Source organism: Halomonas sp. 1513 (assembly GCA_001971685.1).
In the GTDB taxonomy this organism is placed as follows: Bacteria; Pseudomonadota; Gammaproteobacteria; order Pseudomonadales; family Halomonadaceae; genus Franzmannia.
In genome coordinates this window covers 900,281-916,599 of the sequence record CP019326.1, presented here as the reverse complement: position 1 = coordinate 916,599, position 16,319 = coordinate 900,281, and the positions used below count along the sequence as shown (strand labels likewise).

Below are 16,319 nucleotides of genomic sequence, written 5' to 3'. Positions count from 1 at the left end.
ACAGACATGTCTCCATCGAGATGTGAACCCGCTTCGAAACATGTGATTACATGCAGCTAACCAAATGAACCATCGGCATGCGTAGCCGCATCTTGTGGATAGAGTCATACGATGCAGGTCCGCATTGAGTCTCCCTCCCCTCATACCCAGCCCTATGCCACATCCTGCACCTCCCGGCACTTGGGATAGGCCGAGCATCCCCAGAATCGGTTACCAGTGTTTGCTCCCCGCTTCGACGTACGAAGTACCATGTCGCTTCCGCACTTCGGGCATGTTCGTTCAGCGCTGGATTCGAAGCGGGCCTTGAGGTGTTTCACGTGCTGGCGGTGAGTTTCACGGCTGGGCGCCAACCGGCCGCTTGTGATGCTTTCCAATACGTCCTGAACCTGAGCGTCCGACAGCACAGGCTTCCGGAACGACTTGATGTACCGCACATAGCCGCCGCCGATGGTGACGTTATCGGGCATCCTGGTCTTGAACACGGCGCTGCCGGAGAAAACCACCAACGAGTGAATGGTGTCCGCCGGCACGTCGAGCAGGGCTTCCAGCGCTTTCACATGCTTGTAGTTCTGGCGCAGCGGATTCTGGAACTTGAACGACTTGCGGTAGATCTTCTGGGTCCACTGCGCATGTCTTTCGCTGCCGAAGATCCAGCCCGCCATGTGCTTGGTTTCGATGACGAAGATGCCGTAGCGGGAGACGAGTACGTGATCGATCTGGGTGGTGCCGTCGGGCGTGGGCAGCGTGATGTTGTGAACTCCCCGGAACTCCTCCACCGGCAGCCGCACCTTGGCGATCAGCTTGACGAAGGCTTCGCCGAAGATGCCTTTGAACCAGCGAGACTTGATGATGCCGAGGAGCACGGCGAGAGGAAGCACCCACCACAGCGGCCTTGCGGCTTCAAATATGATCGCGTAATCCAAGATGTCATCTCAGCCATGTGGAACGGCATCAGGCCTTTGCTACTGCCCGCTTAGTCCCAAGCTAACGTTTTCATATCTGTAAATCTACGTAACACGCCGTATTTTTGACCATGGTAGTCTCAGCGTAGGCAATGTCTTACAACATGTAAGTGATGTCATACATGCCGAGATCGCTATGGCCTTCCGAGACCCACTCGGCACGCCCACCAGCGCCGTGCTTCATATTATCTCGATCAACATGGCCGATTCCCTAGCGCCTATTTCGCATCGGCACGCAGCGGATATGCTGCCCGGTTGGTGCGGGATAAAGGAGAGCATGGGCACCCACCGGGCGCCCGTACTGATTCAGCGCTTGAGGAAGTTGCTCTTGACCAGGCTTATCACCTCATCCATGCGCCCGGCCAGCACCGCCTTGCCGGAGTAGAGCGCGGTGGAGGCGACTTGGCCGGCTTCCACCTTGGGCGGCATCACCAGCTCCATGGGGTTGACCTTCACGTCCAGCAGGGCTGGCCCCGGCTGGGCGAACAGCTCGGCGAGGGCCATGTCGAGCTCGTCCTCGCGCTCGACGCGCTTGCCCCACATGCCGATGGCCTCGGCCACGCGACCGAAGTCGGGGTTGGTCAGGCCGGTGAAGGCGTCGAGCAGCCCTTCCACCTTCTGCTCCAGCTCAACGAAGCCCAGCGAGGCGTTGTTGTAGACCACCAGCTTGAGCGGGATCTGCTCCTGCACCAGGGTCAGCAGGTCGCCGAGCAGCATCGCCAGCCCGCCGTCGCCGCACATCGCCACCACCTGGCGCTGCGGATGAGCAAGCTGAATGCCGATCGCCTGGGGGTAGGCGTTGGCCATGGTGCCGTGCTGCAGGCTAGCCAGGGTGCGGCGCCGGCCGTGGGTCTGGATATGGCGCAACATCCACACCTTCACGCTGCCGGTATCGGCGGTGAAGAAGGCATCCTCCGCCGCCAGGCGATCTATGGCCAGCGTCAGCTCCTGGGGATGGATCAGGCCGTCGTCGCGGGTGTTATGGGCGGACTTGTCCAACGACTTGCGGTAGCTTTTCCGGCACTTGTCGAGCCAGCGCGTGCTGGTCTGCTCCTCGATTACCTCGAGTAGCGCCTCGCAGGTGTCTCGGGCGCTGCCCACCAGGCCGATATCCACCGGGTGGCGGCGGCCGATCTGCGCCGGGTCATGATCGACCTGAATGATGGTCGCCTTGTTGGGGTAGAACTGGGTCCAGGCGAAGTTGCAGCCCAGCAGCAGCAGGGTGTCGCACTCGGCCACCGCCTCATAGCCCCCCTCGAGCCCATACACCCCGGTCATGCCCACCTGATAGGGGTTGTCATGTTCGATGAAGTCCTTGGCCCGTGAGGTCCAGGCCACCGGCGCCTTGAGCTTTTCCGCCAGCGCTAGCACCTGCTCGCGGGCGTGCTCGCAGCCGGAGCCGGCAAAGATCGAGATCTTGCCGCCACGGTTGAGCTGCTTGACCGCCGGTACGAACGACTCGGCGCTGGGGCGCAGCGCGTAGTCGAAGCGGTGCACCCGGTAGGGCAGGTCCTCTGAGGGCTTCTGGGTAAACAGGTCGCCGGGCACGATCAGCACCGCCACACCGCGCTTGGACAGCGCCGTCTGGGCGGCGATGGCGGTCATGCGGCGGGCCTGCTCGGGGGAGACCAGGGTCTCGCAGAATACGCTGTACTGCTTGAAGATCTGCGACTGGTCGACCTCCTGGGGGAAGCCGACGCCCGATTCGCCGATCGGCACCTGGGAAGCGATGAAGACTACCGATGACCCGTTGCGATGGGCATCGAACAGGCCGTTGACGAAGTGCAGGCTGCCCGGCCCGCAGGAGCCGGCACAAAGCGCCAGCTCACCGGTCATATAGGCCTCGCCGCCGGCGGCAAAGCCGCCCACCTCCTCATGGCGTACCGGTACCCACTGGATCTCGCTCTGGCGCAGGCTGTCGGTGAAGTGATTGAGCGTATCGCCCACCACCCCATAGCAGCGCTTGGCGCCGGCGTCGTGTAGCGTCTCGACGATAATATCGGCTACGTTCTGGCTCATGTGCGAATCCCTCCGCGTCAACGGCAACCCGAGTGGCTGCCTTATAAACCCGCCGCCCTCATGGCACCGGCAGTATCTTCCAGCCTAGGCCCTGCCGCGGGCGGGTGACAAATCTCTCGCCTGCGTTAAGCGTTGACTTGAAGGGCGGCGGCAGTGCCCACTGTATCTAGCACGTATTGCATTGCATCAACGCCAGGGAGGCGACATGCCAGAGACTAAAGCCATTGACCTCGCGCTTCAGGGCGGCGGCGCACACGGCGCCTTTACCTGGGGCGTGATCGACCGCCTGCTGGAAGACCCGCGCATCGAAATAGAGGGCATCAGCGGAACCAGTGCCGGCGCCATGAACGCCGTGGTGGTGGCCGAGGGCCTGACCCGCGGCGGCGAGCAAGCCGCCCGCGAAGGGCTCGAAGCCTTCTGGCGCGCGGTCAGCGACGCCGCCATGACCAGCCCCATCAAGCGCACCCCGCTGGACATGCTGCTCGGCAACTGGAGCCTCGACCACTCCCCCGGCTATCTGATGATGGATTTCATGAGCCGGGTGGTGTCGCCCTACCAGTTCAACCCCTTCAACCTCAATCCGCTGCGCGACCTGCTCGCCGAGCTGGTCGACTTCGAGCAAGTGCGCCGCTGCGACTCGCTCAAGCTGTTCGTCTGCGCCACCGATGTGAAGAGCGGCAAGCAGCGGGTCTTTCGTCGCGAGGAGATGAGCGCCGATGCGGTGATGGCCTCGGCCTGCCTGCCGTTCATGTTCCAGGCCGTGGAGATCGACGGCCGCGCCTACTGGGACGGCGGCTACGTCGGCAACCCGGCGCTGTTCCCGCTGATGGAGGAGTGCGGCTCGCGGGACATCGTGATCGTGCAGATCAACCCCATCGAGCGCGACGAGGTACCGACCAGCGCCGCGGCGATCCTCAACCGCATGAACGAGATCACCTTCAACGCATCGCTGATCAAGGAAGTGCGCATGGCCGCCATGCTCAAGGGCCTGATCAGCGACAGCGGTATGGATATCGGCTGCTACCGCGACACCCTGTTCCACCGCATCAGCGCCGACGACGCCCTCGACGGGCTATCGGTGTCGAGCAAGATGAACGCCGAATGGGCGTTCCTGTGCAAGCTGCGCGACAGCGGCCGGGCGGCCTGCGACGCCTGGCTCGAGGCGTCCTTCGACGACCTCGGCCAGCGCTCCTCGCTGGACATCGACAGCGTCTATCTGCAGCAGGAATGACATAGCGTTGACGCCGCAAGTGGCAAAACGGGAGCTTGCGGCACATGCTGAAGTCGAAGGGATAACCGCCACACACCTAGAGGAGGAAGGTAGCGCACGCATCATGGAAGCGACGCTGGGCACCAGATGACAGCCTGTCACATGACCGTAAGGTGTCACTGCCAGTGTCGACATTGCCGTCAACCAAGGAGTGCTTCCACCGATGGTACGAATCGACAAGAAAGCGACACGGCTTTACGTGCTGGACACCAACGTCCTGATTCACGACCCCGCCGCGCTCTATCAGTTCGAAGAGCACGACGTGGTCATCCCAATGACCGTGCTCGAAGAACTCGACAAGCACAAGAACGGCATCCGCGAGATCGCGCGTACCGCTCGGCAAGTCAGCCGCACCCTCTCCGATATCACCAGCCAGGTCAGTTTCGACGACATCCAGCAGGGCATTCCGATCCCCCGCATCAGCGGTGAGAGCGGTCGCCTGCGCTTCCTCTGCTACCAGGACCTCAAGCCCCTCGACAACCTCGAGGACAGCCCCGACAACCGCATTCTCGCCGAGACCTGCCGGCTGCGCGCTGAACGCCCCGACGCCTCGGTGATCCTGGTCACCAAGGACATCAACCTGCGGGTCAAGGCCTCGGCCCTCAAGGTGCCGGTGGAGGACTACCTCAACGACCGCGCCTTCTCCGACAGCGACGCCATGATCGAAGGCGCCCAGGTCTATGCCGACGCCGGAGAGCATGGCAACGGGCTGTGGGAGTGTCTCAACGTCGAGGTCAAGGTCGAGCGCGTCGACCACCATACCTTCTACCAGCTCAGCGGCGAGATGCCGCGCGACTGGCACGTCGGCATGCTGGTCTCGGACAGCGACAACGGCGCCGACTTCGAGGCCATCGTGCGCGAACTGTCGCCCAACGCGGCGCGGCTTCAGCTGCTCACCAACTATCGTCACCACGCCGGTGTATGGGGCGTTCACGCCCACGACAGCCGTCAGAACTTCACCCTCAACCTGCTGATGGACCCGGAGATCGACCTGGTCACCATCGCCGGCAATGCCGGTACCGGCAAGACCTTCATGACCCTGGCCGCGGCCTTCCAGCAGACCCTCGATGCCAAGCAGTTCGAGCGCATCGTGTTCACCCGTGCGCCAATCCCCATGGGCGAGGACATCGGCTTTCTGCCCGGCACCGAGGAGGAGAAGATGTCGCCGTGGATGGGGGCCTTCCACGACAACATGGACAACCTGCTGCGTAATGAAGACGGCGACACCAGTTGGGACAACGGCGCCACCCGCCAGCTGCTCGGCTCGCGGGTACAGATCCGCTCGCCGGGTTTCATGCGCGGCCGCACCTTGAACGACACCTTCCTGATCATCGACGAGGCGCAGAACTTCACGCCCAAGCAGCTCAAGGCGCTAGTCAGCCGTGCCGGGCGCAACACCAAGATCGTCTGCCTGGGCAACGTCGGCCAGATCGACACGCCCTACCTCACCGCCAACACCTGCGGCATGGCGGCGGTGGTCGAACGCTTCCGCGACTGGCCCCACGCCGGCCATATCACCCTCAAGAGCGTCGAGCGCTCGCGCCTGGCGCTGGCCGCCGAAGAACTGCTGTAATTCCCCCTGCCAAGACGCTGTGCCCCGGAGATCCGGGGCGCAGCCGCTAGCCCGCCAGCACCAGCCACAGCCCGGCGAGCATGACCACCATCAGCGGCACCGCCCAGCGGCGCAGCCAGGCCTCCCCGCGCTGCAGTGCCGTCAACCAGGCCATCGCCCGCTGGCCGCAGTCGGCGGTGATGTCCTGCGCCGCCTCCTGGGCATTGCTCAGCCGCGCCACCCCGCGGCGCAGCCCCCCCATCAGCAGCAGCGTGAGGCGCACATAAAAAGGCCACAGGTCGCCGGGCGGCAGGCGTTCGGCACGGCTTAACCGGGTATGCAGACGCGGCTCCAGATGGCTGGCCACCACCAGCGCTGCGGTGACTACCGCCCCCAGCAGCACCGGCCACAGCAGACCGGGCAACTCGCCCCAGGGCGGCAGGTCGGTGGCTTGCACCGCGCCGGCGGGCGACCCGGGCAGCGTCAGCCACCATGGCACGGCAGCAGCCAGCAGCGCACATAGCGCCCAGGCCAGGGTCATCGACGAAGGCGCTGGGGCAGCGCCATGGCGGCGAGCCTCCTGCCAGGCGTGGGCCTGGCACCACAGGGTGCGGGCCATCAACAGGCTGGTGCCCAGCGCGGCCAGGGTCAGCAGCGTGACCAGCCAGCTCCAGCCGGCGTCGTAGAGGCCCGCCTTGAGCACCCACTTGGCGCTCAACCCGCTGGCCAGGGCACCGGCCAGCGACAGCGCCGGCAGCGCCAGCAGTAGCCACAGCAGCCAGCCCGGCAGCCGCGGCGGATGCTCGGTGATGCCCACGCCCAGGAACAGCGCGCCCTTGTTGAGCCCGTGATGCACGGCGAACAGCACCAGCGCCGGAGCCAGCACCGGCCACAGCGACGGGGCAAGAAGGCCCAGCCCCACCAGCGTGGTCATCATGCCCATCTGACTGACGCTGGAGTAGGCCAGCACCGCCTTGGGGTGGCGCTGGGTCACGCCATACAGCGCCGCGCCGAAGGCCGCGACCAGTCCCGCGATCATAACCACCCGCCCCAGCCCGGCAAGCGCCGTCAGTCCGAGCGGCAGGGTCTGCCACCAGCCGAGCAGGCCGGCCTTGATCATCGCCCCGCTGAGCACCGCGCTGGCTGGGGTCGGCGCCACCGGATGCGCCAGCGGCAGCCACACGTGCAGGCCGATCACCCCGGCCTTGACGCCGAAGCCCAGCCACAGCAGCGTGGCCATGGCAGTCGCCTGGGGCGCCACCGCCAGCCCTTCGCGTAGGCCGGTCAGGGTCAGCGTCTCGGCGCTGGCCGCCGCCCACAGCAAGCCGGCCAGGATCATGCCCTCGCCGAGGATCGCCATGATCAGATAGGCGCGACCGCCGCGATACGCCTCGCGGCTGCCGGCATTGACCACCAGGCCGTAGGCGGCGAAGGTCATGATCGCGAAGCCGGTGTAGAAGCTGGCAATATCCTCGGCCAGGATCAGCATCAGGTTGCCGGCCAATGTCAGCGGCCACAGCAGCACGAACGCCTGCAGATCGCGCTCGGCATCCGGGTCGCCGCGGCGCGCGCGACGCGCCTTGCCGGCCAGGTAGCCGTGGGCGTAGCCACCGGCCAGCAGCCACAGCAGCGCGCTGAAGCCGAGCAGCGCGCGGCGCACGCCGTCCAGCCGCCACTCGCCGCCGAGCAGCCACCAGTCAAGCGTCAGCGATGACGCGGGCAGCGCCAGCGCTACCGCCAGCGCCGGCAGCGGCGCACTGACCCACAGCGCCACGCGCCAGCGGGACGGCCAGTCGCCGGCGATGCCCGACGGCATTACATAGCCCCCCGAGCTGCGCTGTTGGATCAGCGCGCGGCCGTGGCGGCAGGCCAGGGTACCCGACACCAGCGCCGCCACGGCCAGCGGCCAGGCCACCGTCAGCAACAGCATGTACGCCAGGCTCATGGCAGATACTCCTGGGTCGCGACCAGGCTGGCCCAGCTCAGCGGGCTGAACGGCAGGCCGGCGAAGATCCCTGCCAGCAGGCTGAAGGCCGCCGTGGCCAGCGCCGGCCACAGCAGCCAGGCGCTGGTCTCGAGCCGGCCCAGGCGACGCTCCTCGGGCCACTCACCGCGCCCCTCCAGCGGACCGGGCTTGAACCACAGCCGGTAGAGGATCGGCAGGAAGTAGGCGGCATTGAGCAGGCTGCTGGCGACCAGCACCGCAAGCACCCACGGCATGCCGGCCTGAATCGCCCCCATGCCCAGGTACCACTTGCTGAGAAACCCCACCAGCGGGGGAATGCCGATCATGCCCAGCGCGCCGAAGGTGAACGCCAGGCTGGTGCCGGGCATGCGCCGCCCTACCCCATCCAGTTCGTCGATGCGGTGGATGCCGAGCTCCTCGGCGTAGTTGCCGGCGCAGAAGAACAGCGTGACCTTCATCAGCCCCTGATGCAGCAGATGCGCCAGCCCGGCGGTGGTCCCCATGGGGCCGAACAGGCTGATGCCGAGCATGATGTAGGAGACCTGGCTGACCGTGGAGAACGCCAGGCGGCGCTTGATATCGACCTGGGCCAGGGCCCTCAGCGAGCCGTACAGGATGGTGAACGAGGCGACGATGGCAAGCCCGGTCAGCAGCCCCAGCTCATAGCTCAGGGCGATACCGTAGACGTCGTAGACCACGCGCACGATGCCGAAGGCCCCGGCCTTGACCACCGCCACCGCATGCAGCAGCGCACTGACCGGCGCCGGGGCCACCATCGCCTGGGGCAGCCAGCCGTGCAGCGGCACCAGCGCCGCCTTGACCCCTAGCCCCAGCATCAGCAGCACGAAGATGCCGATCAGCATTGGATGGTACTCAGGGCCCAGATCGGCCAGCACCTCGCGCTGGCCGAAGTTGACCTCGCCGGCCAGGGCATGCAGCGCCACCACCGCGATCAGCAGCAGCACGCCACCGGTGACGGTGTAACGCAGGTAGGTGGCCCCGGCGGCCAGCGCCTTGGGCGTGCCGCGGTGGACCACCAGCGGATAGGTGGAGAGCGTCAGCAGCTCGTAGAACAGCAGGAAGGTGAACAGGTTGCCGGCCAGGGCGATGCCCAGGGTGCTGGCCACGCACAGGCTGAAGAAACCGAAGAAGCGCTTGCGATTAGGCGAGCCTTCCAGATAGCCGATGGCATACAGGGTGGTGAACAGCCACAGCAGCGACGACAGCCCGGCGAACATGATGCCCAGCGGGTCGGCGCGCAGCTGAAAACTCACGCCCTCCACCACGGTAAAGCCGAAGGCGTAGCTGTCGCCGCGGGCCACCCCGGCCACCATCAGCGCTACCAGGCCCAGCTTGAGCAACGCCGCGCCCAGGTTGATCGAGGTGCGCGCCAACCAGGCGCGCTCCGGCAGCAGGAAGATCAGCGGCGCCACCAGCAGCGACGCGGCCAGGGTCGCCAGCAGCAGGCCCGGGTTGTCGTTCATGGCGGGCCTCCTATCAGCGACACCAGCGGCGCGGCGGCCAGACCGGCGCCCATGGCGGCCAGCGCCAGCAGCAGCGCAATGATATCCAGCGACACCGGCGGCACGCGGATCTCTTGCTCCTGATCGGGGACGATAAAGCAGTAGCGGAAGACCCGAAACACATAGGCGGCGCCGAGCAGCGTCCCCACCGCGACCACCACCACCCACTGCCACTGCTGGGCGAGGATCGCCGCGTGCAGCAGCATCCACTTGGCGGTAAAGCCGCCGCTCGGCGGCAGCCCCAGCAGCGACACCGCGGCCAGACCGAACACCAGCAGCGACAGCGGCAGACGCTGACCGACGCCCGACAGCCCCGCCAGGTCACCGCGCCCCATGGCCAGCACCAGGCTGCCCACGGCCATGAACATCGCCGCTTTAGCCAGCGCGTGGCTGATCACTAGCAGCCAGGTGCTCTGCCAGGCCAGGCTGGCGACCGCCTCGGCGGTGCCGAACAGCAGCGGAAACAGCAGCAGCAGGTAGCCGACCTGGGCCACCGTGGAGTAGGCCACCACCCCCTTGAGCTCGGTCTGGCGCCAGGCCAACAGGCTGCCCCATACGATGGCCAGGCTACCCAGCCAGCCGAGCAGCTGCGCGCCGCTCAGCGCCGCCGGTGCCAGCGTGCTCCATACGCTCACGGCCATGAAGAAGGCGGCCTTGATCACCAGCGCGGCGTGTACCGTACTCACCGGGACCCAGGCCGCGGCGTGGGCCGGCGGCAGCCAGCCGTGCAGCGGAAACCCCGCCATCTTGATCAGCAGCCCAGCCGTTACCACCGCCAGCCACCAGGGGGCGACCTCGACCTCGGCCAGCGCCACCAGGCTCAGGTCGGGCTGCTGGCTGGCCAGCCAGGCCACTGACGGCAGTAGCAGCAGCGAGCCGCTGAGGGTGCACAGCAGATAGCGACGCCCGGCCTCCCGCGAGGCTTGGCTGCCGGGCAGCAGCATCAGTGCCACAGCGCACAGCGCTGTGACTTCCAGGGCAAGGTACTGGACGACCAGGTGGCCGCTGGCGAACAGCGTGCACAGCGCCAGCCATAGCAGCGCCAACAGCGGCCACAGCAGCAGGCTGCGGCGGCGCGGCGCATCGCTTGCCTGCAGATAGCGCACGCCGTGCAGCGCACTGGCCCCGACCACCAGCGTGGTCAGCGCCATCAGCAGCAGTGACAGACCGTCGGCATGCGGAAACGGCATCGGCCCGCCGGTCAGGAGGGTTTGTTGTTGGCGGCTTTCTCGATCAGTTGCTCGGCCTCACTGGGAGAGGCCTTGATGACGCGTTCCATGACGTCTGCGCGCAGGCCGATCACGGTATTGCAGGATGCGCAGAATACCTTGTCATCGGGGTTTCCGACTTGCGAGACACGCGCACGGTGGCTGCCGCAGTTGGGGCAGCCGTCGGGTAGGCGGATGTCTTTTGACAGATCGTGCATACTCACTCCTCCTTGATGACCTATAAAATAGACTTGGGGCAGCAGCGCCGAGTTCAAGCCCCGCTGGCCGGCTCGACGCGCAGCACCACGCTGAGGTTATTCGCCGGCATCTCTTCCACCGCCACTACCCCCAAGGCGTGACGCTCGGCCAGCGCCAGTATGGACTCCAGCTCGCGAATGCCCCATTCGGGGTTGCGCTGACGCAGGTCGGCATCGAAGGCGGCGTTGCTCTCGGCGGTGTGCTCGCCGTCGCGCATGAAGGGGCCATACAGATAGACCATGCCGCCCTCCGGCAGGCGCTCGCCGGCCTCGGCGAATAGCGCCTCGCTCACCGCCCAGGGCGAGATATGCAGCAGGTTGATGGCCACCAGCGCATTGAAGTCCGGCACCGGCCAGGGCCGCTGGCTTACGTCCAGCGCCAGCGGTGCCAGCAGGTTGGCGGGCCCCTGCTCGACGCGCCACGCCTCGATCGAGGCGCGGGCGGTAGCGCTAGGGTCGCTGGGCTGCCAGCTCAGGTGCGGCAGCGCGGTGGCGAAGTGCAGCGCATGCTCGCCGCTGCCGCTGGCGACCTCCAGTACACGGCCCTGGGGCGGCAGCCAGTCGCGCAGCACCGTGAGAATCGGTTCGCGGTTGCGCAGCGCTGCGGGACTCGACAGACGTGGGTCGGGCCCGGGGGCTGCCATTGGGTCGAGGGTATCCATCGCGGCTCACTCCTGGGCCAGGCGTGCCGCCAGCCAGGGGCCGATATCGGCGACCTGCTGCGGACACAGCGAATGCGGCATGGGGTAGCGCCGGAAGTTGACCGGATAGCCCATGGCGCGGGCGCGCTCGGCGCCCTCCTTGCCCAGGCTTTCCGGCACCACCGGATCCATGCTGCCGTGATGGGCTTCGATCACCAGCTCGCGGTTGGCCTCACTGGGTGTGATGCTGTCAGCGGTGGCGAAGTAGGTCGACAACGCCAGCAGGCCACCCAGCGGCTTGGGATAGCTCAAGGCCGCCTCGTAGGCCACCGCGCCGCCCTGGGAGAAGCCGGCAATGATGATCCGGCGGCTGTCGATGCCGGCCGCGATCTCGGCGTCTATCAGCCGATGCACGCGTGCCGCCGAGGCGCGCAGCTGTGCCTCGTCGACGCGACGCCCGAGGTTCATCTCGAGGATGTCGTACCAGGCCGGCATCTGCATGCCACCGTTGACGGTGACCGGCATACGCGGCGCATGCGGCAGCACGAAGCGCACCGCAAGAGAACTCGGCAGATTGAGCGCCGGCACCAGCGGCTTGAAGTCATTGCCGTCGGCGCCCAGGCCGTGCAGCAGGATCACGCAGGCATTGGCAGGTTGGCCGCTCGACGGCTCGATGACTAGCTCGCCGGGGCCGTTGGAGGTCGCGTCACTCATGGTGGGATCGGGTTCCCTGATTGGCAAAACCTCCACCCTACCCTAAAGCGCCGCGAGCGGCGAGATGGCGGGCGTCGGCTCAGCCGCTAAACGGCCAGATCAGCGGGATCAGCACCAGCGCTACCACCGCCACCAGCAGGTTGAGCAGCCCGCCCACGCGCAGGAAGTCCCCGAAGCGATAGCCGCCGGGCCCGTAGACCATCAGGTTGGTCTGGTAGCCGATCGGGGTCAGGAAGCTCGCCGAGGCGGCAAACATCACCGCCACCACGAACGGCATCGGGTTGACGCCCAGGCTCTCGGCGCTGGCCAGCACGATGGGGAAGGTAATCACCGCCGCGGCGTTGTTGGTGACCAGCTCGGTCAACAGCGCCACCAGCACGTAGGTACCGATCAGCAGCAACAGCGGATTGCCGTCGGCCAGGCCCAGTGCGCCGCCGGCAAGATAGGCTGCCGCTCCGCTGCTCTCCAGCGCCGCACCCAGGCCGAAGGAGGCGGCGATAGTCAGCAGCACCTGGGTATCCAGGCCGCGCTTGGCGGCGCCGATGCTGCAGCAGCCGGTGATCACCGCCAGCGCAGCGCCCAGCATGGCCGCATTGAGCATGCTCATGGCGCCGAAGGAGGCCAGCGCCACCACGCCGAGCAGGATCGCCCAGGCCAGCCAGGCCTTCTCGTGCACCGGCCGCGCCGCGCCGTTGACCTGGCTGATCAGCAGGAAGTCCCGCGACTGGCGGTGGCGCTCGATAAACGGCGGACGCGCCTCGAGCAGCAGCACATCGGCGGGCTGCAAGCGGATCTGGCCCAGGTTGCCGGCGACCCGCTCGCCGTTGCGGCACACCGCCAGCACCGCGGCGCCGTAGAGGGTGCGGAAGTGGCCGTCGCGGATACGCTGGCCAACGAACTGGCACTGGTCGGACACCACCGCCTCCACCAGCCGGCGCTCCTTGAAGTCCTTGCTCAGGCTCGACTCGCCCTGGCGCGAAGGAATCAGGCCGCGGATCTGCTGCAGCTCCACCGCCGCCGCCGAGGTGCCGGCAAATACCAGCCGGTCGCCGCCCTTGAGCTTCTCGCCCGGCCCCACCACGCTGACGATATTGCCCGCGCGCTCGATCTCGACCAGAAACAGCTCCTGCAGATGGCGCAGGCCGGCCTCCTCGACGCTCTTGTCGACCAGCGGTCCCTTGGCGTCGACTTCCATCTCGATGGTAAACTCGCGGGGGTTGTCGAACGCCTGGGCCAGGCCGCGGCGGTCCGGCAGCAGGCGCGGCGCCAACCACCATAGATAGACCAGCCCTACCACCGCCACCGGCACGCCGACCCAGGCGATATCGAACAGGCCCATGGAGAGTTCCGGATAGCGACTGGTGAGCATGCCGTGCACCACCAGGTTGGTACTGGTGCCGAACAGCGTCACGGTGCCGCCGAGGATCGAGGCGAAACTCAACGGCATCAGAAAGCGGTGGCTGGGCATGCCCAGCCGGCGCGACCAGCTGATCACCGCGGGGATGTAGGTCGCTACCACCGGGGTATTGTTGAGGAAACCACTCATGCTCGCCACCGGCAGCAGCAGTCGCGCCAGGGCGCCGCGCTCGCTCGTCGGCCGACCCAGCACCACGCGGATGATCAGGTCGATGCCACCGGTCTGGCGAATCGCCGTGACCAGCACGTACATGAAAGCCACGGTGAACAGGCCGCTGTTGGAGAAGCCACCCAGCGCCTGGTTGGTATCGATCACGCCCAGGGTCAGCAGCAGTACCACGGCACCCAGCAGCACCATGTCCGGGCCCAGGCGGGTAAAGGCCATCAGGGGAAACACCGCCGCTACGACGGTCATTGCAAGCCAGGCATCGGGCGACATCGGCAGTCCATTGGCAAGAGAATAACGCTGCCATTGTGACGGCCAATCTTTATAGCTAAAAGTTATTTGTAGAAATTTATCTATTCGAAAATAGAATTAAAAAAGAAGAGAGGGAACCGGGGAGGAAGATCGGGCCAATGCGGAGAAGGCCCAGAAACGCACAAGGCCCGCACATGGCGGGCCTTGTATTGTCCCTCGCAAGGGACACATCAAATGTCAGCGATTAGATGACTTTGATGTTGGAAGCCTGAAGGCCTTTCTTGCCCTGGGTGACGTCGAAGGAGACCTTCTGACCGTCTTGCAGGGTTTTGAAGCCGTCAGCTTGAATTTCGGAGAAGTGCGCGAACAGGTCGTCGCCGTTATCGTCCGGAGAGATGAAGCCGAAACCTTTGGTGTCGTTGAACCACTTAACGGTACCAGTTGCCATTTTTCAATTTCCTAATGCTTGATGATGTTGCGGGAATTACCCGTATCGAGTGGGTAAGACAAGGAGATACACCAGGCGACCGAAATTGATTCTGACAACGTTCGATTTCTACTGACGATATACAACTTGCTAACCAACTGCCAAAACAGCATGCGCGCTTCTCCGCCGCGAGTCAAACATATTTTTCGCTAACCCGCCGGGGCGTCCAGCGCACGCCGCACCGCGGCATCGCGGCCGTAGATGTCGGGCCGGAAGGCGATGCCACCAAATTCGTCGGGGCTCGCGGTCCAGTAGCTGAGGATCACCGGCACCCGATTGGCCAGCGAGACGTTGCCGGTGCGCTCCATTTCGATCCGCTCACGGACGTCGGCGGCGCTCCAGCGCTGGCTGTCGTCGAGGAGCTGGCGCGCCAGCTCCTCGACGTGCTCGACGCGAATGCAGCCCGAGCTGGCGGCGCGCTGGGCACGGTTGAAGAGCCCTCGGGCCGGGGTGTCATGCAGGTAGATGGCGTGGTCGTTGGGAAAGCGGATCACCAGGTTGCCGAGCGGGTTGTCGCCCCCCGCCGCCTGGCGCAGCATCACACCGCCGGGGTTGTCCCAGTCGACCTCGGCGGGGTCGAGCTCCTCGCCGCTCGGCGCCAGCACGCGCAGGTTGGCTTCCTCGAGATAGCCGAGGTCGTCGCGGATCCGCGGCAGTTTGTCCTCGCGGAAGATCGTCGGCGGAATCGTCCAGGTCGGATTGAAGGTCAGGTGGGTGATCGCGGAGCGAATCGACGGCGTTTCGCGATACGGCTGGCCGACCACGATTCGCGTGCGCCAGTCGTCGCCATGCTCGCGCACGTGATGCAGCTCGTAGCCGGCGATGTCGACCAGCACGTAGGCGGCCGGCAGGTCGTGCAGCAGCCAGCGGGCGCGCTCGAGGTTGACGCGCAGCTGGTCGACGCGCGCCTCCACCGGCACATTGAGCGCCTGGCGGGTGTGGCGCCCGACCACCGCATCCGGCTCGAGCAGGTGGCGGCGCTGGAAGAAGCGCACCTCGCGGGCCAGCTCGGCATCGAAGCGCTCGGCATCGTCGCCGGCGTCCGCCCCGGCATCCAGCTCGACCCGCGGATAGTAGTCGGCGTCGGCCGGCAGGCTTGCCGGATCGCGCTCCACCGCCAGGCGCTGGCGCAGCAGCGCCACATCGGGATGCCGGTCGCCCTCGCGCAGCGACTCACTGCGCTCGGGCAGCGTCGGCCAGCCGCCGCTGGCGGCCACGCTGCGGTAGTGCGAGAGCCCGTCGCGCAGCGCCTGGTAGAAGCTGCCATCGGGACGCGCCTGGTCGAGCGCCGCCTCGATATCGCCGGCGTCGAGCTGCTGCGACAGCGCCGCCCAGTCCGGCGTGTAGCCGGCCAGCGCAATGCTCCAGTCCTCTTCCAGGCGCCGCGGGTCGGTCTTGCCGCGGGCCAGATGGCGCATCGCCTTGAGCAGGCCCCGGGTGGCGTCCAGCTCGAAGCGCACATGTGCCGACTCGTCCTCGCCGAGCGCGGCGCGGCGCGCGACGAGATCATCGGGCAGGTAATCGCCCGGCGAGAGTCCGTCGTCCTCTAGGGTGGCGACGGCATCCCTCAGCGCCGCGACCCGCTCGGGCGACTGCCATAGCGCATGGTGCGCCCGGCTACGATAGAACGCGGCGAGATCGGCATCCCGCGAGCCGCTGGTGGCCAGCTGCGACTCGATGGCCGGCGCCAGCGCTTGTCCGGCCACGCCGGGCGCCGCCAGCAGGGCAACATACAGCCCCAGCCCGGCCACGAGCCACGCGCGCACGCGGCGCCACTGCCCCACTGTCCTCATCTGACGCTCCCCTGTACCGTCCCTGGTTTGGCTGATGCCACCTATTCTGTTCATAATAGCGCCGTTTATTGGTTCATTCTGTTGCGCCGGAGA

At 66.4% G+C, this 16,319-nt stretch carries 13 protein-coding genes; 2 read left to right on the top strand and 11 right to left on the bottom strand.

From position 1 onward, the window contains the following. Positions 1-152 precede the first annotated feature (152 nt). A complete protein-coding gene (locus BWR19_04205; protein APX92208.1) occupies positions 153-923 on the bottom strand; it encodes a nuclease in 771 nt (256 codons plus the stop codon). 345 nt (positions 924-1,268) lie between these two features. Further along, positions 1,269-2,981, bottom strand: a complete 1,713-nt coding sequence (locus tag BWR19_04200; protein APX92207.1) for a pyruvate oxidase — start codon at positions 2,979-2,981, stop codon at positions 1,269-1,271. 205 nt (positions 2,982-3,186) lie between these two features. Between BWR19_04200 and BWR19_04195 the strand changes: the two genes are divergently transcribed. Both BWR19_04195 and BWR19_04190 read left to right on the top strand, forming a co-directional pair. Next, positions 3,187-4,212 (top strand): patatin, encoded by a 1,026-nt coding sequence (locus tag BWR19_04195; protein ID APX92206.1) that lies wholly within the window; start codon positions 3,187-3,189, stop codon positions 4,210-4,212. A 202-nt stretch (positions 4,213-4,414) separates the two neighbouring features. Then, positions 4,415-5,824, top strand: coding sequence for a phosphate starvation-inducible protein PhoH (locus tag BWR19_04190; GenBank protein ID APX92205.1), 1,410 nt, complete (start codon positions 4,415-4,417; stop codon positions 5,822-5,824). Between the two features lie 46 nt (positions 5,825-5,870). Here BWR19_04190 and BWR19_04185 read toward each other — a convergent pair whose 3' ends face one another. The 9 genes from BWR19_04185 to BWR19_04145 all read right to left on the bottom strand — a co-directional run bounded on the left by BWR19_04185 (position 5,871) and on the right by BWR19_04145 (position 16,226). Continuing rightward, positions 5,871-7,748: a hypothetical protein gene (locus BWR19_04185; protein ID APX92204.1), complete on the bottom strand. Its 1,878-nt coding sequence runs from the start codon at positions 7,746-7,748 to the stop codon at positions 5,871-5,873. Beyond that, on the bottom strand, positions 7,745-9,253 hold the full coding sequence (locus tag BWR19_04180; GenBank protein ID APX92203.1) for an NADH dehydrogenase: 1,509 nt from the start codon (positions 9,251-9,253) through the stop codon (positions 7,745-7,747). The genes BWR19_04185 and BWR19_04180 overlap by 4 nt, the downstream gene beginning before the upstream one ends. Beyond that, entirely contained in the window at positions 9,250-10,482 is a 1,233-nt protein-coding gene (locus BWR19_04175; GenBank protein APX92202.1) for a hypothetical protein, read from the bottom strand. The genes BWR19_04180 and BWR19_04175 overlap by 4 nt, the downstream gene beginning before the upstream one ends. Positions 10,483-10,493: 11 nt before the next feature. Beyond that, on the bottom strand, positions 10,494-10,718 hold the full coding sequence (locus BWR19_04170; GenBank protein ID APX92201.1) for a hypothetical protein: 225 nt from the start codon (positions 10,716-10,718) through the stop codon (positions 10,494-10,496). A gap of 53 nt (positions 10,719-10,771) precedes the next feature. Next, entirely contained in the window at positions 10,772-11,419 is a 648-nt protein-coding gene (locus tag BWR19_04165) for an SAM-dependent methyltransferase (protein APX92200.1), read from the bottom strand. A gap of 6 nt (positions 11,420-11,425) precedes the next feature. Then, on the bottom strand, positions 11,426-12,112 hold the full coding sequence (locus BWR19_04160) for a carboxylesterase (protein APX92199.1): 687 nt from the start codon (positions 12,110-12,112) through the stop codon (positions 11,426-11,428). Positions 12,113-12,191: 79 nt separating this feature from the next. Further along, positions 12,192-13,967 carry an SLC13 family permease gene (locus tag BWR19_04155; GenBank protein APX92198.1) on the bottom strand — a complete coding sequence of 592 codons (1,776 nt, stop codon included), beginning with the start codon at positions 13,965-13,967 and terminating at the stop codon, positions 12,192-12,194. 223 nt (positions 13,968-14,190) lie between these two features. Next, positions 14,191-14,394, bottom strand: a complete 204-nt coding sequence (locus BWR19_04150) for a cold-shock protein (protein APX92197.1) — start codon at positions 14,392-14,394, stop codon at positions 14,191-14,193. Positions 14,395-14,582: 188 nt separating this feature from the next. Further along, on the bottom strand, positions 14,583-16,226 hold the full coding sequence (locus BWR19_04145) for a hypothetical protein (GenBank protein ID APX92196.1): 1,644 nt from the start codon (positions 16,224-16,226) through the stop codon (positions 14,583-14,585). Positions 16,227-16,319 lie beyond the last annotated feature (93 nt).